This window comes from Streptomyces boninensis (assembly GCF_048572725.1).
GTDB classification, from domain to species: domain Bacteria; phylum Actinomycetota; class Actinomycetes; order Streptomycetales; family Streptomycetaceae; genus Streptomyces; species Streptomyces boninensis.
Map to the genome: position 1 here is coordinate 3,894,987 of NZ_CP183837.1, position 19,558 is coordinate 3,914,544.

Here is a 19,558-nt window from a genome sequence, read left to right on the forward strand (position 1 = left end):
AGGACTGAGACCCCATATGTTCCGCACCGCCTTGCGCAACGTGCTCGCGCACAAGGCCCGGCTGCTGATGACCGTGCTCGCCGTCATGCTCGGCGTCGCCTTCGTCTCCGGCACCCTGGTCTTCACCTCGACCATCTCCGACGCGTACACGAAGTCCTCCGAGAAGGGCTTCGACCACGTCGACGTACAGATCCGCCCGGACGACGACAAGGACGCCGGCCGGCCCGGCGCCGCCCCCGCGCTCAGCCAGAACCTGCTCAACAAGGTCGCGGCCGCGCCCGGCGTGGAGCGCGCCACCGGCTCGGTGTCCGGCTTCGCCGCGCTCGCCGACAAGGACGGCAAGCTGGTCGGCGACGGCTTCACCACCAACGGCGCCAACTACTACGGCGACGACGACCCGCGCTATCCGATGAAGTCGGGCGAGGCGCCGCGTACCGCGCATGAGATCGCGATCGACGCGAAGACCGCGGAGCGCACCGGTTACGGGGTCGGCGACACCGTCCGGATGTCCGTCGACGGCCCGGTCCTCGAACAGAAGGTGTCCGGCGTCTACACGACGGACGACGGCAATGTCGCCGCGGGCGGCACCCTCGTCCTCTTCGATACGAAGACGGCGCAGAAGCTGTTCGCCAAGCCCGGCGAGTTCACCGAGATCTCCCTTGAGGGGGCGGCCGGCACCTCGCAGGCGCAGCTGAAGCAGGAGGTGCAGCAGCTGCTGCCGGCCGAGACCGAGGCGGTCACCGGCAAGAAGCTCGCCGATGACGAGGCCGAGGAGATCAAGAGCGCATCCTCCGGCATGCGCACCTTCATGCTCGCCTTCGCCGGCATCGCGCTCTTCGTCGGCATCTTCCTGATCGCCAACACCTTCACCATGCTGGTCGCCCAGCGCACCAAGGAGCTGGCGCTGCTGCGCGCGGTGGGCGCCAGCCGGCGCCAGGTGACGCGCTCGGTGCTGCTTGAGGCCACGACGGTCGGCGTGATCGCCGCCGCGGTGGGTCTTGGCGCGGGTGTCGGCATCGGCGCCGGGCTGCGCGCGGCGATGAGCGCCGCGGGTCAGACGGTGCCGGACGGGCCGCTGGTGGTCTCCCCGGCCACGATCGCCGCCTCGCTGATCGTGGGTGTGGTCGTGACGGTGCTGGCGGCGTGGCTGCCGGCCCGGCGGGCGGCGAAGATCCCGCCGGTGGCGGCGATGAGCAGCGTGCACGCCAAGGCGACCACGCGGTCGCTGGTCATCCGCAACACGATCGGCTCGCTGCTGTCGGCCGCGGGTGCGGCGCTGGTCGTCGGTGGTACGTCGATGAGCGACGGCAAGGCGGCGATGGGCGCCGGCGCGGCGCTGCTGCTGGTCGGCGTCTTCGTACTGACGCCGCTGCTGTCGCGGCCGCTGATCGCGGCGGCCGCGCCGGTGCTGCGGATCTTTGGGGTCGCGGGCAAGCTGGCGCGGCAGAATGCGGTGCGCAATCCGCGGCGTACTGCTGCGACTGCTTCTGCGCTGATGATCGGGCTGACGCTGATCACGGGGCTGACGGTGATCGCGGGTGGGGTGTCCAAGGGCATCGAGAACATGGCGACGGGGTCGCTGAAGTCCGACTACGTGGTGTCTATGGCGAACTTCAGTCCGCTGAACCCGGAGGTGGACAAGAAGGTCGCCGAGGTGCCGGGGGTCACGGCCACGTCGCCGCTGCGCAATGCGCCGGTGTCGATCGGCGGGGACGAGGAGTACCTCACCGGTGTCAACGGCAAGACGATCGGCGACCTGACGTCGCTGGACTTCAACTCCGGTTCGTTCGGCGGGCTGAGCGGTGACAAGGCGGTCGTCGACCAGAAGACGGCCGACCAGGAGGGCTGGAAGGTCGGCGACTCGGTGCCGCTGACGTACCAGGACGGCAAGCGGGGTGCGCTGCAGATCAGCGGCGTCTACGAGGGCAACGAGATGGTGAAGGGCATCATGCTCGACAACGCCACCCTCACGCCTCATCTCGACCGGCCGACGGACATGCAGCTCTTCGTGAAGATGAAGGGCGGCGAGTCCGACGCCAACAAGAACACCCTGGAGAAGGCGCTCGGCGACAACCCGGCGATCGCCGTCCAGGACAAGCAGGATGTCGCCGACTCGGTCGCGGGCGTGATCAACATGCTGCTGTACATGCTGTACGCGCTGCTCGGCATGGCGGTCGTGATCGCGGTGCTGGGTGTCATCAACACCCTGGCGATGTCGGTCTTCGAGCGGCAGCAGGAGATCGCGATGCTGCGCGCCATCGGGCTGGACCGGCGTCGGGTGAAGCGCATGGTGCGGCTGGAGTCGCTGACGATCTCGCTCTTCGGCGGGGTGCTGGGGCTGGGGCTCGGTGTCTTCTTCGGCTGGGCCGTGGGCGACCTGGTGAAGGGTGCGGGGCTGGGCACGTACGAGATGGTCCTGCCGTGGGGCCGGATGGGCCTGTTCCTGGCGGCGGCGGCAGTGGTCGGCGTGATCGCGGCGCTGTGGCCGGCGCGGAGGGCTGCGCGCTTGAACATGCTGGCTGCCATTAAGGCCGAGTAGCTGTTTTCCCACCCACCCGCCCGCTGCCCTCGCTCAGGGGACAGCGGGCGGCTTGGCATCGGATGGTGACGCCGCCCCCTAAGCCACCCACTCCCTCGTACGCAACGGCAGCCCCGACTCCCCGGACCCAGGCGTCCGCACCGCCAGCACCTGATTCACCCCAATCCGGTTCCGCTCGAATGACAGCGCCGACGCCGCCATATACAGCCGCCACACCCGCGCCCGCCCCGGCGACGTAGTCGCCACCGCCTCGGCCCACCGCGACTCGAGCCGCGCCACCCACGCGCGCAGCGTGCGCGCGTAATGCTCGCGGATCGACTCGACGTCGCGGACCTCGAAGCCCGCCTCCTCCAGCTTCGAGACCGTCGCGCCGATCGGGGACAGCTCGCCGTCGGGGAAGACGTACGCGTCGATGAATTCGTCGATCTCGTACGCCGACTCGTCCCGCAGCGGACGCCGCGCGATCTGGTGGTTCAGCAGCCGGCCGCCCGGCTTGAGCAGGCTGTAGAGCTGCTGCGCATACACCCCGTACGCCTGGGAGCCGACATGCTCCGCCATCCCGATCGACGAGATCGCGTCGAAGGGGCCGTCCGCCGCCGGATCCACCAGCCGGTAGTCCTGCACCCGGATCTCCACCCGGTCGGTGAGACCGGCTTCCGCGACCCGTTTGCGCGCATACGCCGCCTGCTCGTGCGACAGCGTGATCCCGAGGACGCTCACGCCGTACGTACGGGCCGCGTGCAGCGCCATCGAACCCCAGCCGCAGCCGACGTCGAGGAGCCGGGCGCCCTCCGCCAGGCCGAGCTTGCGGCAGACCAGGTCGAGCTTCGCGGCCTGGGCTTCCTCCAGCGTCCCCCCGTCGTCCCAATACGCGCACGAGTAGACCATCGACGGGCCGAGCACCATCGCGTAGAAGTCGTTGCCGACGTCGTAGTGATGGCTGATGGCGGCCTTGTCGCGGCGCAGCGTGTGCAGCGGCCCGCGCCGCCGGCGCACCTCCTCGCGCGGGGGCGGGGGTGGTGGCCAGGGGCCCGCCAGCGCCACCAGCTCCTTCGCCGCGGCCCGCAGCGCGGGATCGTAGAAGCGCCGCTTCGGGCGGTCCTCGTCCTGCTGCCATACGGACCCGGCCATCAGGTCGAGCGCCTCGTACAGATCGCCGTCCACGGTGATCTCGCCCGCCACCCAAGCCCGCGCCAGCCCCAGCTCGCCGGGCTTCCACATCAGCCGGCGCAGCGCCCGCGGGTGGCGGATGACGAGCACGGGGGCTCCCGGGGGTCCGGCCTCGCTGCGGTCCCAGGCACGGATCCGTACGGGGAGGGGCGCTCCCAGGACTTGATCGGCAAGGGCGGTGAGCCGCGAGGCGGCGTCGGGCATGTCGCACCTCCGTGGGTGTCAGTACCTGTCCCTACGTAAACACCAACCACCCCCCACCGCAGTCCCGCAGACGCGGAAAGAGGATGCAAAGAGGCGCGCAAAAGGCGCCCTCCCCCAGGATTGGGAGGGCGCCTTTGTGCGGTGCGTTGCAGTGCGATGCAGGTGTTACGAAGCCCGCTCCGCGGGCGCGATCGGCGCGGCGGCCGCGTGCTCGGCGGCGACCTTGGCCGGCTCCGGCGGCGGCAGCTTGCCGGGGGCCGGCTTGGCCGCGGCAGCCGCGGTGACCGGGGCGGCGGCCTCGTAGAACTCGTCGCGCGGGGACTCCAGCGCGCCGAGCGAGACGACCTCGCGCTTGAGGAACATGGCGAGCGTCCAGTCGGCCAGCACCCGGATCTTCCGGTTGAAGGTCGGGACGGCCATGCCGTGGTAGCCGCGGTGCATGTACCAGGCGAGGCGGCCCTTGAACTTCATCTTCAGCTTGCCGAGGACGATCATCGCGACGCCCTTGTGCAGGCCGAGGCCGGCGACCGCGCCCAGGTTGTGGTGGCGGTACTCGCGCTGCGGGAAGCCGCGCATCTCGGCCACCACGTTGTCGCCGAGGATCTTCGACTGGCGCAGCGCGTGCTGGGCGTTCGGCGGGCACCAGGCGTTCTCGACGCCGGCCGCGCGGGCGGCGAGGTCGGGGACCTGGGCGTTGTCGCCGGCCGACCAGATGTAGTCGGTGCCCTGGACCTGGAGGGTGGCGGCGGTGTCCACGTGGCCGCGGGGGCCGAGCGGCAGGCCGTACTCCTTCAGGACCGGGTTCGGCTTCACGCCGGCGGTCCACACGATCGTGTTGGAGTCGACCTCGAGGCCGTTCTTCAGCACGACGTGGCCGTTGATGCAGCTCTCCAGCGAGGTGGAGAGATAGCACTCGATGCCGCGCTCCTGCAGGTGCTTCAGGCCCCACTTGCCGAGCTCGGGGCCGACCTCCGGGAGGATCTTGTCCGCGGCGTCGACGAGGATGAACCGCATGTCCTCGCGCTTGACCGAGGGGTAGTACTTGGCCGCGTCACGGGCCAAGTCCTCGACCTCGCCTATGGTTTCGGCGCCGGCGAAGCCGCCACCGACGAAGACGAAGGTCAGGGCCTTGCGCCGGATGTCCGGGTCGGTGGTCGACTCGGCCATGTCCAGCTGCTCGAGAACGTGGTTGCGCAGACCGATCGCTTCCTCGACACCCTTCATGCCGATGCCGGACTCGGCGAGCCCGGGGATCGGGAAGGTGCGGGAGACGGCGCCAAGCGCGACGACGAGGTAGTCGAAAGGCACCTCGTACGACTCGCCGACGATCGGCTCGACCGTGGCGACCTTGCGGTCCTGGTCGATGTGGGTGACCCGACCGGTGAGCACCTCCGCCTGGGGGAGCACGCGTCGCAGCGGGACCACGACGTGGCGCGGGGAGATGCTGCCGGCGGCAGCTTCGGGAAGGAAGGGCTGGTACGTCATGTACGAGCGCGGGTCGACGACCGTGACCGTCGCCTCGCCGTATCGCATCTTCTTGAGGATGCGGCGCGCCGCGTACAGGCCGACGTAACCGCCGCCTACTACGAGGATCCTGGGACGCTCCGTTGTGCTCATGTAAGAAGTATCCACCTGGGTCAGGAGGGTCGCTCGTGAGGGGCTTCACAAGGTCCAGGGGGGTTGGTGCTACACTGCGCGCCCACAGCTTTCGCGCGTTCTCCGCGCTCCGAGGCCGACTCGCCCGCACCGCTCTGAGCTGCGGTTTCCGACAGGGCGTCGGCACCACTGCACCCTCGCTCAACAACCGGTTGAGGCCCGCTGCCCCCGCCGCTCGCGCCACGGGGGCCTTACGGGCAACTCCTCATGTGAAAAGGTTCACGAAGTTTCTTCGCGCGCCGCGCTGAAGGCGATCCCATCAAGGATGTCGTGCTCGCTGACGACCAGTTCGGTGGCGCCCGTACGCTCCATCACCGCCCGCAGAACCAGCGCCCCAGCAGCGATGACATCGACCCTTCCGGGGTGCATCACGGGGATCGCGGCGCGCTCGTCGTGGGTCGCTTCGAGGAGATTCGCGGACACCTCACTGACCCGTTCGAGTGACAGGCGTGAGTGGTGGATAGCGGCCGAATCATAGGCGGGCAGGCCGAGGGCGATCCCGGCCACGGTGGTGACCGAGCCGGCCAGTCCGACCAGGGTTTTTGCCGTGTCGAGCGGTACGGATTCGGCTGCCAGGTCCAGCGCCGCCTCGATGTCCGCGCGGGCCGCGCGGACCTGCGCGGGGGCGGGCGGGTCGGAGAAGTGGTGCCGCTCGGTGAGGCGTACGCAGCCGATGTCGACGGAGCGGGCGGCGGTGACGTGCTCGTCGCCCACGACGAACTCGGTGGAGCCGCCGCCGATGTCGACGACGAGGTAGGGCGCATCGACCTTGCCCGTGAGCTCCTTGGTCGCCCCGATGAAGGACAGCTCGGCTTCCTCGTCGCCCGTGATCACCTCCGGCTCGACGCCGAGGATGTCCCGTACGCCCCGGACGAAGTCGTCGCGGTTCTCGGCGTCGCGGGAGGCGGACGTGGCGACGAAGCGGGTGCGCTCGGCGCCGAGGCCGCGGATGATCTCCGCGTACTCGCGGCACGCCGCGAAGGTCCGCTCCAGCGCCTCGGGCGCCAGCCTTCCCGTACGGTCGACGCCCTGGCCGAGGCGGACGATCTGCATGCGGCGGTCGAGGTCGACCAGCTTGCCGGTGGCGGCGTCCACGTCCGCCACCAGCAGGCGGATCGAGTTCGTACCGCAGTCGATGGCGGCTACCCGGGTCACTCGGCCCCCTCCTCGGCGGCGACCTGCACGCAGGCGCCCTTCTTCCACCACTCCGGCAGCATCGCGATCGCCTCGTCGCCCAGCGGGTTCACGCCGGGGCCCGCGGCCAGGGAATGGCCGACGAGGACGTGCAGGCACTTCACCCGGTCCGGCATGCCGCCCGCGCTGGGGAAGCCCTGCAGCACCTCGATCGCGTCGCGACGGGCGATGTAGTCCTCGTGCGCCTTGCGGTACGCGGCCGCCAGCTCCTGGTCCTCCGCCAGCCGGGCCGTCATCTCTTTCATGACGCCGTTGGCCTCCAGCGTGCCGATGGCGGAGGCGGCCTTCGGGCAGGTCAGGTAGTACAGCGTCGGGAAGGGGGTGCCGTCCTCGAGGCGCGGGGCGGTCTCCACCACATCCGGGTTGCCGCACGGGCAGCGGTGCGCGATGGCGCGCAGGCCGCGCGGGGTGCGGCCGAGCTGCTCGCGGATGGCGGCGATGTCGGCCCCGGTGGGCGGCGTGGGGTCGGTGGTGGGCGGTGGGGTGTCCATGGTTTAGATCTTCTCAGTTGGGCGGGGCTCGGGGCTGTGGATAACTTCGGGCTGCGGCGGGGGCGGGCGATAGCCTGGAAGGGGCGTGGCCCCCGGGTGGGCGGGGACTCGGGCGTGGCCGCCGGTCAGCGGGTCGCCGCCGGTCAGCGGGTCGCCGCCGCCGCGTCCGCCGCGTCGATCCCGTCGAGGAGGTTGTCGTACCAGGGGCGGTCCGCGGCGGACGGGTCGGCGCCCCGGCGGCCGTCGGCGGCGCCGCCGCGCACGATGTACCCCTTCTCGCCGGGGTTCACGTAGTGCAGCCGCTCGCGGATCTGCCGGCGCGCGTAGTCCGGGTCCTGCCAGCGCGCCTTGTCGTCGCGGAGCTTCTCCAGCCGCTCCTCGGTGTCGTCGAGCTTCTGCTGCTGCTCGGCGATGTCGGCGCGCTGGGTGATGTACTGCCGCATCGGATACGCGAGCGCCACCACCAGCGAGCAGACGACGAGCGCGAGCAGCGCGGCCCGGCCGGTGAGGCGGCTGCGCTTGGGCGGGCGGGCCCGGTAGACCCGCTCGGAGACGCGCAGCACGGCCTGCTCGCCGAGCAGCTTCAGCCGGGTGGTGGTGGAGAACCGTTCCTTTGCGGGCATAGCAGTCCTCCCCTGCCGATCTCCGTGAATACGCGGTACAGCCCCGAACCGCACCCTACGTGGTGCGGCCGGGGCTGTCCGGAAGGCGTGCTGCCTACTTGTTGAAGCGGGGGAACGCCGAGCGCCCCGCGTACTCCGCCGCGTCGTCGAGGATCTCCTCGATGCGCAGCAGCTGGTTGTACTTCGCGACGCGCTCGGAGCGGGCCGGGGCGCCGGTCTTGATCTGGCCGCAGTTGGTGGCGACGGCCAGGTCGGCGATGGTGACGTCCTCGGTCTCGCCGGAGCGGTGCGACATCATGCACTTGAAGCCGCTGCGCTGGGCGAGCTCGACGGCGTCGAGGGTCTCGGTCAGCGAGCCGATCTGGTTGACCTTGACCAGCAGCGCGTTGGCGGCGTCGTCGTCGATGCCGCGCTGCAGGCGCTCCGGGTTCGTGACGAAGAGGTCGTCGCCGACGATCTGGACCTTGTCGCCCAGCTTGTCGGTGAGGGCGGCCCAGCCGCTCCAGTCGTCCTCGAAGAGCGGGTCCTCGATGGAGACCAGCGGGTACGCGCCCACCAGCTCCTCGTAGTACTCCGTCATCTGGGCGGCGGAGCGCTCCTTGCCCTCGAAGAGGTAGAAGCCCTCCTTGTAGAACTCGGAGGCGGCCACGTCGAGGGCGAGGGCGATGTCCTGGCCGGTGGTGTAGCCGGCCTTCTCGATCGCGGTGATGATCAGGTCGAGGGCCTCGCGGTTGCTGTCGAGGTTCGGCGCGAAGCCGCCCTCGTCGCCCAGCCCGGTGGCCAGGCCGCGCTCCTTCAGGACCGACTTCAGGGTGTGGTACACCTCGGCGCCCCAGCGCACGGCCTCGGAGAAGGACTCCGCGCCGATCGGGGCGATCATGAACTCCTGGATGTCGACATTGGAGTCCGCGTGGCTGCCGCCGTTGAGGATGTTCATCATCGGGACCGGCAGCAGGTGGGCGTTCGGGCCGCCCAGGTAACGGAAAAGCGGCAGGTCAGAGGCCTCGGAGGCGGCGTGCGCCACGGCGAGCGAGACGCCGAGGATGGCGTTCGCGCCGAGCGAGGACTTGTCCGGGGTGGCGTCCAGGTCGAACATCGCCTGGTCGATCAGCCGCTGCTCGGTGGCGTCATAGCCCACCAGCTCCGGGCCGATCTGCTCGATCACGGCGAGCACGGCCTTCTCGACGCCCTTGCCCCCGTAGCGAGCCTTGTCCCCGTCGCGCAGCTCCAGGGCCTCGAAGGCGCCGGTGGATGCACCGGACGGTACGGCAGCACGGCCGGTGCTGCCGTCGTCGAGGCCTACCTCGACCTCGACCGTGGGGTTGCCGCGAGAATCAAGGATCTCGCGGGCTACGACGACGTCGATCGACGGCACGGTGTCTCCTTCGGAGGATGCAAATGCTGTGTGGTGCGCCACAGCGGTGGGGCGCATCGGGTCTTCTGGAGTGAGCCTAACCGTTACCGCTGGGTCGTACGGCCCGGGACCGCACCGGTGTCCCGGGCCATACGCCTCAGGCGCCCGTCAGGCCACCGGTCGTCACTTCGCGACCTTGATTTCCTGGCCGGGGCGGATCAGGTCCGGGTTCTCGCCGACGGTGTCCTTGTTGTCCTCGTAGACCTTGGACCAGCCGCCGTCCGCGCCCTGCGCCTGCGCGATCTCGTCCAGGGTGTCGCCGGGCTTGACGGTGACGTACGTCCAGCGGCCTACGGTGCGGGAGCCGGAGTCCGCCTTCGCGTCGCCGCCGGAGGCCTCGGGCTCGTGGCCGGTGCCGGGCGCGGCCTGCTCCGGTGGCGCATCGGGCTCGGCCCGCTCCTGCGGGGTGCCGTCCGCGGTGTCGCGGGCGAGGCCGGCCTTCGGGCCGCAGTTCGGCCAGGCGCCGGGGCCCTGCATGGCCAGCAGCCGCTCGGCGGCCTGGATCTGCTGGCCCTTGGAGGCGAGGTCGGCCCGGGCCGCGAACCGGTGTCCGCCGGCCGCCTCCCAGCTGGACTGGGTGAACTGGACGCCGCCGTAGAAGCCGTTGCCGGTGTTGACGGCCCAGTTACCGCTCGACTCGCAGGACGCGAGCTTCTCCCAGGTCTCGATGGGGGCCGCGTGCGCGGCGCCCGCCCCCACCGTTGGCAGGCTGAGCACCGTGCCTGCCGCGCTGACGAACATGACAACTCGTTTGTGGCCCGCGAGGTGGCGGCCGCCGGATTGCAGCATGTTGTTCTCTTCTTCACCGACGCCTGCGAGGTCACCCCCACGACTGCGCCCCACTCCTGTCAGCGGTGCATTGCTGCAAGTTGCCCGTACGAACGCCGACAGGATTAGGCGTGGCGATCGCCGGGGCTCGCGGTGACGAGCGATGTGACGGTAAGCACATGAACATCAGCGATTCAAAGACCGCAAACCGGCGTCGCAAGGGCCTCGTTCGGCCGAATCGACGGCCATCTCCGCAGGTGAGAAGGGTTCTTCATACCGCAGCCCGGTCCGCTGCCGGTGATGCGGATCTCGCACTTACGGGAAATCGGACAAACAGCGTCCGATCACGCCCGTCATGACCTAGTCGCGGCCGAAATCGAGGCGCTGACCAGGGTGTATGAGGTCGGGGTCGGCGCCGACGACGTCCCGGTTGTCCGCGTAGAGCTCGGGCCATCCGCCGGTTATGGAGCGGTCTGCGGCAATTTTTGACAGATTGTCACCCGGTCGGACGGTGTAATCGCCGCGCTCGGTGCCGCGGCTGCCGCGGTCGCCGCTGTCGTCGCCGCCGGGGCGGCCGTTGCCGTCGCCGTCCTCGCTGCCGGTGCCCGGCTTGCGGTGCTTGCCGGTGCCGGGGGTGTCCGAGGGCGCCCGGGAGTCCGGGGCTTCGGTGGAGGTGGAGGCGGACGGGTCGGGGGCCGGGTCGCCGCGGTGGCGGGGGCCGCCCGGGGTGCTCGGCGCGTCGTCCGAAGGGCTCGGCGAGTCGGTGGCAGGGCCGGCCGACTCGGTGGGCTCCTTCGACTCTGTCGGCTCCTGCGTCGGCTCAGTGGGCTTCTGCGAGGGCTCAGTCGGGCCCTCCGTGGGCTCCGTCGGCCCGTCCGTGGGGTCCGTCGTCTCGTCGGACGGCTCCGGCGATTCGGGGCCGGCGGGCGGCAGTACGGGGCTGTGGCTCGCGCCCGGCGACTGCTCGTCGCCCTCCAGTTCGGTGCCGTCGGTGCAGTGCGAGAACGCCCGCGCCCCTTCGGCGTCGAGGATCCGCTCGGCCACGGCGATCTGCTGCGCGCGGCTCGCGTAGTCGGCCCGCTCGGCGAACTCGGCGCCGCCGTGCTGCTCCCACTGCTCCGGCGTCAACTGCAGACCGCCGTAATAGCCGTTGCCGGTGTCGGCGGCCCACATGCCGCCGCTCTCGCACTGCGCGATCCGGTCCCAGGTGGCGCCGTCGGCGGCCTGCGCCGCGCCTCCGGAGAGCAGGGGCAGGGCGATGCCCGCTCCGGTCACGCCGGCCGCCACGAGGATCGCGGGGGCCTGGCGGCTGCGGCGGTGCCGGCCGTTGCCGGAGAGCATGCGGTGCCTTTCGATCGGCGGTCTCACAATGAGCGCCGAACCTAGCCCGTAAGTACGTTCATCACAAGTCGATGCCCCGGCGATAACGCAGAGATCACATTGCTGACGCCGCGTCACTTAGCTCTGCGTGCTGAAGTCGACCGGGAGCGTACGCAGTCCGCGCATAATGAGGCCCCCACGCCACCGCAATTCGGACGGATCGGCCGCCAGCCGCAGATCCGGGATGCGGCGCAGCAAAGTGCCGATGGCCGTGCGCCCTTCGAGGCGCGCCAGCGGGGCGCCGAGGCAGTAGTGGATGCCGTGTCCGTAGCCGAGGTGCTGGTTGTCCGTACGGGCGAGGTCGAGGAGGTCCGGGTCCGGGAAGCGGGCCGGGTCGCGGTCGGCCGCGGCGAGGACGACGAGGACGGGGTCGCCGGCGCGGATCGGGCGGCCGCCGATGGTGAGGTCCTCGGCGGCGAAGCGCCAGGTGGCGAGCTCCACCGGGCCGTCGTAGCGCAGGAGTTCCTCGACGGCGCCGGGGAGGAGTGCGGGATCCGCGGCCAGCCGGGCGCGCTGCTCGGGGTGGGTGAGGAGGGCGTAGGTGCCGTTTCCGATCAGGTTGACCGTGGTCTCGAAGCCGGCGAAGAGGAGGATGAACGCCATCGCGGCGGCCTCCTGCTCGGTGAGGTGCTCGCCGTGGTCGCTGGCGCGGATGAGGCCGGAGATGAGGTCGTCGCCGAGGTCGCCCCGCTTGCGGTGGATGAGCTCGGCGAGATAGCCGCGCATCTTCTTTACGGCCTTGGCGACGCCGCCTCGGGGGCCCTTGCCGTGATGGATCATCACGCCGGCCCAGTCGCGGAAGTCGTCCTGGTCCTCGCGGGGGACGCCGAGTAGGTCGCAGATGGCGTAGATGGGGAGGGGGAAGGCGAATTCGTGGATCAGGTCCGCCTCGCCTTTGCCCGCGAACCTGTCGATGAGGTCGTCCGTCAGCTCCTGCACCCGCGGGGCGAAGGCCTCGACCGTGCGGGGTGTGAAGGCCTTCGAGACGAGGCGGCGCAGGCGGGTGTGGTCCGGCGGGTCGATGTTGAGCAGGTGCGTCATCAGCCCGGCGCCGCGCTCGCCCGGGATGCCGGTCTTGTCGCTGCTGTGCCGGGCCGGGTTCTTCGAGAGCCGCTGGTCGGCGAGGGCCTGCCGGGCGTCGTCGTAACGCGTCACCAGCCAGGCCTCGACGCCGCTCGGCAGGGTCGTCCAGTGGACGGGGTCGTGCTCCCGCAGCCAGGCGTAGGCCGGATACGGGTCGGTGGCGAACTCCCAGCTGAAGAGGGCGGGGGTAGGGCTTCCGGTCACGTCAGCGGTCGCCCTCCGCCGCGCGGATCGCGTCGCGGTAGGCGCGGGCGGCGATCCGCAGCGCCGTCTCGGGGTCGACGCCCTCGGCCTCGGCCCGTACCGCCAGGGCGAGCAGCTGCGCGCCGACGTCCGCGGAGCCGTCGGGGAGGCGGACGGCGAGCTCGGCCGTACGGGCCCGGGAGGCGAGCTTCGCCGCCAGGGCCAGGGCGGGCTGGGCGAGCGGGACGCCCTCGGTCACCGAACCGCGCTGCTTCTCCTCCGCCTTGGTGCGGAGCCAGTGGGCCTTGACCTCCTCCGGCGTCTCCGCCCGCTCGTCACCGAAGACGTGCGGGTGGCGGTGGATGAGCTTGGCGACGATGGTCCCGGCCACGTCGTCGATCGAGAACGGCTGCTCCGGGTCGTCCTCGGCGATCCGCGCGTGGAAGACGACCTGCAGCAGCACGTCCCCCAACTCCTCGCGCAGCGCCTCCCGGTCCCCCGCCTCGATCGCCTCGACGAGCTCGTACGCCTCCTCCAGGCCGTACTTCACCAGGCCCTCGCTCGTCTGCCCGCCGCTCCACGGGCATTCGGCGCGGATCTGGTCCATGACCTGGACGAGGTCGAGGAGGCGGGCGCCGGGGAGGTCGTACGAGCCGGGCAGCAGCTCGATCGCGGGCATCGCCACCCGGCCGGAACCGGCCAGCCGGGCGAGCGAGTCGGTCAGGTCGGTCTCCCCCGCGGCGGACGAGACGACGACCACGGTGCGGCCGCCCGTACACGCGTCCACCAGGTCCTGGCCGCCGGGCAGGGCGCCGGCTTCGACGGTGACGCCCGCCTCGCGCAGATACGGCAGCTGCGGGTGGTCGGGGTCGGCGCAGAGCACCGCGTCCGCGGCGTGCAGGGTCTGCCAGGCGGGCCAGGAGAGCAGGCCTGGGGCGACGCGGTGGGAGGCGGTGAGCAGGACGATGCGGCCGGGGGGCGGGGTGGCCGTCTCGGCGGTGTTCTCGGCGGTGTTTTCGGAGGGCACGGCTATGACGCTAGCCGACCCGGTGCTACGACTGCGCCGTGCCCTTACCGCCGCCGGTGACCTGCTTCACCCAGGACAGCTTGGTGCCGTCGAGCTGCACCTTCGTGTCGTTCCACGATCCGTACCGCGGGTTCACGTCGATCTTGAGCTGCTTCGACGCCTCGGCCAGCGCGGCCATCAGCTTCGGCTGCGCCTCGGGGGTGCCGGGGCGGACGCCGAGCGCGCGGGTGAGCTTGTCGCCGAGGACCTGGATGCGGATGAAGTCGTCGGTCTGCTTGCCGGGCGCTACCCCGTACTGCTGCACGAGGCCGGTCTCGAAGGCCTTCTGGCCGCCTGCCTGCTGCACCATGCGGTCGTGGAAGCTCTGCAGCTCGCCGTTGGAGACCTTGACGCCGGCGTTGGACGCGGCCTTTGCGGCGACCCGGTCGAAGATCATGCTGTTGAGGGCGGAGCGGTTAAGCTGGCCGGTCTGCTTGATGATCTCGTCGGCCTGCGGCTGCGCCCGCTGGGCGTCGCGGACGGCGCCCACGTGCGCCTGCAGCTGGGACATGGTGATCCGGTCGTTCTGCAGCACGGCCGCGGCGCCCGGATGCTCCTCGCCGCCGCAGGCTGCCAGCAGCGGCACCGCGAGCAGGCCCGCAGTGGCGGCGAGCGCGTAGCGGGGCTTGAGGAAGGGTCGTGCCTTGCGCATTCCGGCCTCCAGCTTCAACGGGCGACGTAACGGATCTTATGCATCCCGTGTGGCGCCCACCACTAGCTTGTACTTACTTTCACAACGAGCTTCAGTCAGCAGAGAAGCGCGCTGGCGCCTTGGTCGGATTACCGCCACCCGGAAGGCGCTCGTCCGGGCAGGTGGCCAGGACGCGGGTGAGGGCCTGCTTCTCGGCTTTGGTCGCCCACAGCTCGTACTTCTTCTTCACCGCCACCTGCCGCGCGGCATACGTACAGCGGAATGCTTTCGGCGGCAGCCAAGTCGCGGCGTCGCCGTCGCCCTTGGAGCGGTTGGGGGAGGCGCCTACGGCGAGGAGGTTCAGGGGGTCGTTGGCGAAGGCGATGCGCTTGGCGGCGGGCCAGCTGCCCGCGCCCTTCTGCCAGGCGTCGGAGAGGGCGATGACGTGGTCGACGTCGATCTCGCTGGGGCCGCCGCGCTCGAAGGCGATGCGCTTTCCCGAGTACGGGTCCTTGGGGAGGGTGCCGGTCAGCACGTCGCAGTCGTCGCGGGTGGCGGTGCCGGTGAGGTCGCGGCGGAGTATGTCGTCGCGGGTGGGGCAGCCGTTGGAGTCGGTGTCTGCCCAGGGCGAGCCGAAGCGGTCGCGGTCGTAACCGGTCTTCGGGGCGCGGCCCTTGACGGGCAGGTCCTCGGCGGTGGCCAGGGCGGAGCCGGGGGCGGCGGTGGGCTCGGCTGTTGCGGTGGCGGAGCCGGCGGTGCTGCCGCCGCCTGGTTTCGCGTCGTCCTCGGCCGGCAGGTCGCAGCCGCTCACGAGGGCCGCGGTGACGGCGGCGGGGAGCAGGAGGGCGGCGGCGGGGCGGCGTATCAAGCGGGTGTCCCGGTCGGAGATGACGGAGGTGGCGGGGCGTCCCGTGTGGGGGCCGGGGCGCCCCGCCGCCGCTCAGCCTAGCGACTGCCTACTAGGGAGTTACCTCCGCCCGGTCGATGCTGACGTAGGCCGCGCCCGCGTCGGCGTTTTTCTCCCCGGTCACGCGCACCTTTACGGTGTGCTTGCCCGGGTCCAGCTTCGGGCTGATCCACTGCGGCTGCTCGCCCACCCGGGGCTTGCCGTAGTAGTCCACGCGCTTCTCCTCGCCGCCGTCGACGGAGATGGCGGCGATGCCGTTGCCGGTGTCCTTCACCGAGAGCAGGGCGAGTCGCGTACCGGTGAAGTGGAAGGTGGCGGTGGCGTCCTTCTCCTGGCTCCAGTGGTCGTTGCCCTGGAAGCACTGGACGCCGCACTGGGAGCCGGAGTTCCAGTTGCCGGTGTAGGAGACCTGCAGGTCGCCGGTGCCCTCGTCGGTGTCGTTGATCGCCTTGGTGCCAGGGCCCGGGTCGCCGGCCGGGAGGTCGAGGGCGGTGCCGAGGGCCGCGGGGCGGCCGAGGTCCGGCTTGCCGTCGGCCGTCCAGCCGATCTTCTGCACCCGGGTGGTGCGCCAGCTGTACGTGTAGTCGGCGGTGTTCTTGCCGTGGTACGCGATCCAGTCCTCGGTCCCGTCCGGGGACTTGAAGAACGAGTGGTGGCCGGGGCCGTAGACACCAGCCTCGTTGTTACGGGAGAACATCGGCCCCGGCTCCTGCGCCCAGGCGCCGGCGTCCATCGGGTTGGCGTCGGGGGCGATGGACTTGGACCAGATCGTGTAGTCCGGCTTGCCGGTGTCGCAGGCGGAGTAGGTGAGGAAGAGCCGGCCGTCCTTGTTGTAGATGGGGGTCGGGCCTTCGCGGACCTCCGGGCAGTTGCCCTCGGCCGGGAGGTACATGCGGCCGCCGCTGATCGTCCACGGGTTGCTCATCGGGGCGACGAAGAGCTGGTTGCCGACGCCGTCGTCGCGCTGGCCGCTCCACGAGAAGTAGAGCTTGCCGCCGAGGGTGAAGGGCTCGCCGTCGATGGCCCAGCGGTCGTTGCCGGGGTCGGCGACCTTGCCCTTGAAGTGGTACGGGCCGAGCGGGTCGGTGCCCTCGGACTCCAGCACGTACATCCGGTGGGCGGAGTCGTTGCCGTCGCTGGCGGTGTAGTAGAGGTACCAGTGCTCCTTGCCGTCCACCTCGTACTTGCGCAGCGCCGGGGCCCAGATCTGGGTGTTGCGCGAGGGGTCGGAGTCCTTCCACACCTCGTGCGCCTCGGAGGTGAGGAGGGTGGAGACGCTGTCCGACTTCCACATGCGGATGGCGTCGCCCTGGGTGGTGGCGGCGTAGTAATTGCCGTCGTGGTGGACGACGGTGGGGTCGGCGCCCGCGTTGACGGGGTTGCGGAACTGGCCGGCCGCCTTGGCCTTCGCCTTCGTATTCGCTTCCGCGGCGGGGCGTTGCCCGGAGTCGGGCTGTGGTGCGGCCGAGGCGGAGTAGAGGCCGACGCCGGCGGCGAGGACCAGCAGGCCGGTGGCGAGGGCGGGCCAGCGGCGGCGTTCGCGCCGACGGTTCAGGAGTCTCACGTGCGTGCTGCCTTCCGTGCGGGCCGTGTGGGGTGTGGTGACGCAGGAGGGTGCTGCTGCGGGTGCTGCTGCGGGGTGCTGCTCGCGTGGTTCTATCGCGGATTCCAACGTTGCACAACGGGGCCTGCGTTGTCTCAGGATGTCTCGGGACGGCGTTTCAGCCGATCGCGTGCCGCATCCAGACGTTCGGCTCCACGTAGACCGCGTAGCCGTGCTCGGGCTCGCAGTGGACCGTGGTGAGCGCGCCCTTCACCTCGACCTCGCCCTGCTTGTCGAAGGGGAGGCCGGTCCACTCGCGCCACTGGGCGAGGGTGCCGGAGACGGTCATGGACACGGGCGCCACGGAGTCGATCGTCGCGCCGGCGCGGGCATGGACGCGCAGCCACGGGTCGTGCGGCAGGCCGTCCTCGCGGGTCCGGTAGGCGTATTCGGTCATCGGTGTGCGCGGCTCGCGGTGCTTGGCGCTGGGGCGGACCGGGGCGACCACCTCGCGGAAGCCGAGCCGGGCGGCGTTGTCGCGCATCGCCGCCAGCATCCGTCCGGACAGGCCGCGCCCCTGCGCCCCGGCGGCGATCGCGATCTCCAGCGCGCTGACCGTGTCGGGCCGTACGCCGCCGCGCTGATCCCGGAACGCCCACATCAGCACCTGGTCCCAGCCGCGCCCGGGGAGCGATCCGCGGCCGTCCATGTCCAGCGCGAACGGCACCGAGAACGCGCGGGCGACGACCGCGCCGCTCCTGGCGTTCGTGCCGACGAGCACGAACTCCGGGAAGTGCTTGGGCACCCGGCCGAAGTGCGAGTCGCCCACGGGGTCCTGGACGACGAACTCCGGCCACGTGGTGTCGAGCCCCCACATCACCGGCGCGAGCTCCGGCCGCTCGGCAAGCGTGCTGACGTCGAGATCCATGCGGCGGAGTGTAAGCCCGCGGACGGGTGGCCACACCCTGCGCATCCGGTCTCCGCCGGCCGCTCCGCCCGGCTGCCCCGCCTACACCTTGCCTATCCCCAACGTCGTCTCCTGCGGCAGCAGTCCGGACCCGAGCGCCGTCACCCAGGGGGTGCCGAGCAGCTCGACCAGCCGGTCTGTCTCCCCGGCGCCCAGGGCCTCCCACGGAGCGGCGGCCAGTTCGTCCGTACGCCGCTCCACCTCCTGCCGCAGTGCACGTCCGGCCGCCGTGGCCGTGCCGTCCGCGGGGTCGAGCAGGCCGCGCGCGACAAGTCGCTCGCGGGCGGCGGACCACTGCGCGTCGCTCCAGCCGCGGCTGGCGAAGCGCTCCTCCGATGCCGCGCCTATCGCGGCGAAGGACACCAGCGCCTCCACGCCGTCCAGCTCCGCGGCGAGCAGGGCGGCCAGGTGGCCGTCGCCGCGGTGCTCGCGCAGCACGTTTGCCGCCTGCCAGAGCTGCAGATGCGCCGGCTCGGGCCAGGGCAGCGCCTGGTTGGCCGCCGCCAGCGGCCGCCCGGCGACATCCGCCGCCTCGGCGGCGCGACGCAGGAGCCCTGCGGCCTCGGCGAACTCCGGGCCCTCGACGGCCTCGTCGCCGAAGACCGTCCGGTACGTCCGGTCGATGGCGCGCTCGCGGGCCGCGAGGACCTCGGCGGGGGTGGCGGTGGACCAGGCGTCGGCCACATACCGCTCGACCATTGCCGGATTGAAGCTGTAGAAGGCCGCGGAGACGACGGCGGGGCCGACGGGGCCGAGCGGGGCGGCGCGATACGGGAAGTAGCTCACCCATCTCGGCTCGGACTTGAAGCCGAGCGCCTCGGCCTCCGCGAAGGCCTCAGGCGCGTAGTAATACACCGCGTACAGCGGCTCGGTCAGGTGCCACAGCTGCCGGACCTTGGCCAGTTCGATCGACATCACGGTCTCCTCAACTCGACTCGACTCAACTCAACCCGGCTCACCCGGACCCTCATCTTGTCGATGACTAGTTTGCCGCCCGGACATGCAACTTGTCAATGACTAGATTTCGCGTACGCTGGCACACATGGCCAATCGCTCCTCGTATCACCACGGCGACCTGCGCCGATCCGTCCTGAAAGCCGCCGCGGAAGTCATCGCGGAGAGCGGCCCGGACGCCCTCAGCCTCCGCGACCTGGCCCGCCGCGCCGGCGTCTCCCACGCCGCCCCGGCGCATCACTTCGGCGACCGCGCCGGCCTCCTCACCGCGCTCGCCGTCGAGGGCCACCAGCTACTCGCCGCCGACCTCGGCGCGGCGGGCGACCTGCGCGAGATGGGCATGCGCTACGTCCGCTTCGCGGCGGACCACCCCGCGCATTTCAAGGTGATGTTCCGCCCGGACCTGGTCCGCCCCGACAACCCCGAGCTCACCCTCGCCCAGGCCCTCACGGCCGAGCGCCTGCGCGCGGGAGTGGCCTCACTGCCGCAGACGGACACCACCGACCCCCGCATGACCGGCATCGCCGCCTGGTCCCTGGCCCACGGCTTCGCGACCCTGCTCCTCAGCGGCAGCCTGACCGATCCGGTCGGGGCGCAGGACGCGGTGGACTACTTCGGCCGGCTGGCCGAGGCCACCTTCGGCGGCAAACAATCCTGACGGACCGCCCCCGCTTCTCCGTCCCGGCCGCCGCTGTCAGCGCGCCGTCGTACGCTGGAACACCCCCGGGTCGGTCGCCGCCCCGGGCCGTTCGCGTTGCCCTGGCGCGGATGTCGGATTTGTCACC

At 71.1% G+C, this 19,558-nt stretch carries 17 protein-coding genes; 2 read left to right on the forward strand and 15 right to left on the reverse strand.

Going from position 1 to position 19,558, the window contains the following annotated elements:
* Window positions 1-16 precede the first annotated feature (16 nt).
* Entirely contained in the window at window positions 17-2,539 is a 2,523-nt protein-coding gene (locus ACNNMR_RS17650) for an ABC transporter permease (protein ID WP_419995573.1), read from the forward strand.
* Window positions 2,540-2,617: 78 nt separating this feature from the next.
* Here the strand turns inward: ACNNMR_RS17650 and ACNNMR_RS17655 are convergent, their stop codons facing one another.
* The 15 genes from ACNNMR_RS17655 to ACNNMR_RS17725 all read right to left on the reverse strand — a co-directional run bounded on the left by ACNNMR_RS17655 (window position 2,618) and on the right by ACNNMR_RS17725 (window position 18,734).
* Window positions 2,618-3,913, reverse strand: a complete 1,296-nt coding sequence (locus tag ACNNMR_RS17655; protein WP_419995574.1) for a class I SAM-dependent methyltransferase — start codon at window positions 3,911-3,913, stop codon at window positions 2,618-2,620.
* A gap of 165 nt (window positions 3,914-4,078) precedes the next feature.
* Window positions 4,079-5,530 (reverse strand): NAD(P)/FAD-dependent oxidoreductase, encoded by a 1,452-nt coding sequence (locus ACNNMR_RS17660; RefSeq protein ID WP_419995575.1) that lies wholly within the window; start codon window positions 5,528-5,530, stop codon window positions 4,079-4,081.
* A 258-nt stretch (window positions 5,531-5,788) separates the two neighbouring features.
* Window positions 5,789-6,724 carry an exopolyphosphatase gene (locus tag ACNNMR_RS17665; protein WP_419995576.1) on the reverse strand — a complete coding sequence of 312 codons (936 nt, stop codon included), beginning with the start codon at window positions 6,722-6,724 and terminating at the stop codon, window positions 5,789-5,791.
* Entirely contained in the window at window positions 6,721-7,254 is a 534-nt protein-coding gene (locus tag ACNNMR_RS17670) for a DUF501 domain-containing protein (protein WP_419995577.1), read from the reverse strand. Before ACNNMR_RS17670 ends, ACNNMR_RS17665 begins: the two co-directional genes overlap by 4 nt.
* 143 nt (window positions 7,255-7,397) lie before the next feature.
* A complete protein-coding gene (locus tag ACNNMR_RS17675; RefSeq protein WP_419995578.1) occupies window positions 7,398-7,877 on the reverse strand; it encodes an FtsB family cell division protein in 480 nt (159 codons plus the stop codon).
* A 94-nt stretch (window positions 7,878-7,971) separates the two neighbouring features.
* Complete coding sequence (gene eno, locus ACNNMR_RS17680) at window positions 7,972-9,252, reverse strand: phosphopyruvate hydratase (RefSeq protein WP_419995579.1); 1,281 nt, start codon at window positions 9,250-9,252, stop codon at window positions 7,972-7,974.
* 162 nt (window positions 9,253-9,414) lie between these two features.
* On the reverse strand, window positions 9,415-10,080 hold the full coding sequence (locus ACNNMR_RS17685) for a transglycosylase family protein (protein WP_419995580.1): 666 nt from the start codon (window positions 10,078-10,080) through the stop codon (window positions 9,415-9,417).
* Window positions 10,081-10,419: 339 nt separating this feature from the next.
* Window positions 10,420-11,400 carry a transglycosylase family protein gene (locus tag ACNNMR_RS17690; RefSeq protein WP_419995581.1) on the reverse strand — a complete coding sequence of 327 codons (981 nt, stop codon included), beginning with the start codon at window positions 11,398-11,400 and terminating at the stop codon, window positions 10,420-10,422.
* A 117-nt stretch (window positions 11,401-11,517) separates the two neighbouring features.
* Entirely contained in the window at window positions 11,518-12,726 is a 1,209-nt protein-coding gene (locus ACNNMR_RS17695; protein ID WP_419995582.1) for a cytochrome P450 family protein, read from the reverse strand.
* Window position 12,727: 1 nt separating this feature from the next.
* Window positions 12,728-13,732, reverse strand: coding sequence for a nucleoside triphosphate pyrophosphohydrolase (locus tag ACNNMR_RS17700; RefSeq protein WP_419995583.1), 1,005 nt, complete (start codon window positions 13,730-13,732; stop codon window positions 12,728-12,730).
* Window positions 13,733-13,757: 25 nt separating this feature from the next.
* Entirely contained in the window at window positions 13,758-14,423 is a 666-nt protein-coding gene (locus ACNNMR_RS17705; protein WP_419995584.1) for a SurA N-terminal domain-containing protein, read from the reverse strand.
* Window positions 14,424-14,514: 91 nt separating this feature from the next.
* The gene (locus ACNNMR_RS17710) at window positions 14,515-15,270 is read right to left on the reverse strand and encodes an HNH endonuclease family protein (RefSeq protein ID WP_419995585.1); all 756 of its coding nucleotides are present in this window, start codon (window positions 15,268-15,270) and stop codon (window positions 14,515-14,517) included.
* A 91-nt stretch (window positions 15,271-15,361) separates the two neighbouring features.
* The gene (locus ACNNMR_RS17715) at window positions 15,362-16,873 is read right to left on the reverse strand and encodes a family 43 glycosylhydrolase (protein ID WP_419995586.1); all 1,512 of its coding nucleotides are present in this window, start codon (window positions 16,871-16,873) and stop codon (window positions 15,362-15,364) included.
* Window positions 16,874-17,030: 157 nt separating this feature from the next.
* Window positions 17,031-17,780, reverse strand: a complete 750-nt coding sequence (locus ACNNMR_RS17720; RefSeq protein WP_419995587.1) for an N-acetyltransferase — start codon at window positions 17,778-17,780, stop codon at window positions 17,031-17,033.
* A gap of 81 nt (window positions 17,781-17,861) precedes the next feature.
* Window positions 17,862-18,734, reverse strand: coding sequence for an SCO6745 family protein (locus tag ACNNMR_RS17725; RefSeq protein ID WP_419995588.1), 873 nt, complete (start codon window positions 18,732-18,734; stop codon window positions 17,862-17,864).
* A 127-nt stretch (window positions 18,735-18,861) separates the two neighbouring features.
* Here ACNNMR_RS17725 and ACNNMR_RS17730 point away from each other — a divergent pair, with 127 nt between their 5' ends.
* Window positions 18,862-19,431, forward strand: a complete 570-nt coding sequence (locus tag ACNNMR_RS17730) for a TetR/AcrR family transcriptional regulator (RefSeq protein ID WP_419995589.1) — start codon at window positions 18,862-18,864, stop codon at window positions 19,429-19,431.
* The last annotated feature ends 127 nt before the right edge of the window (window positions 19,432-19,558 follow it).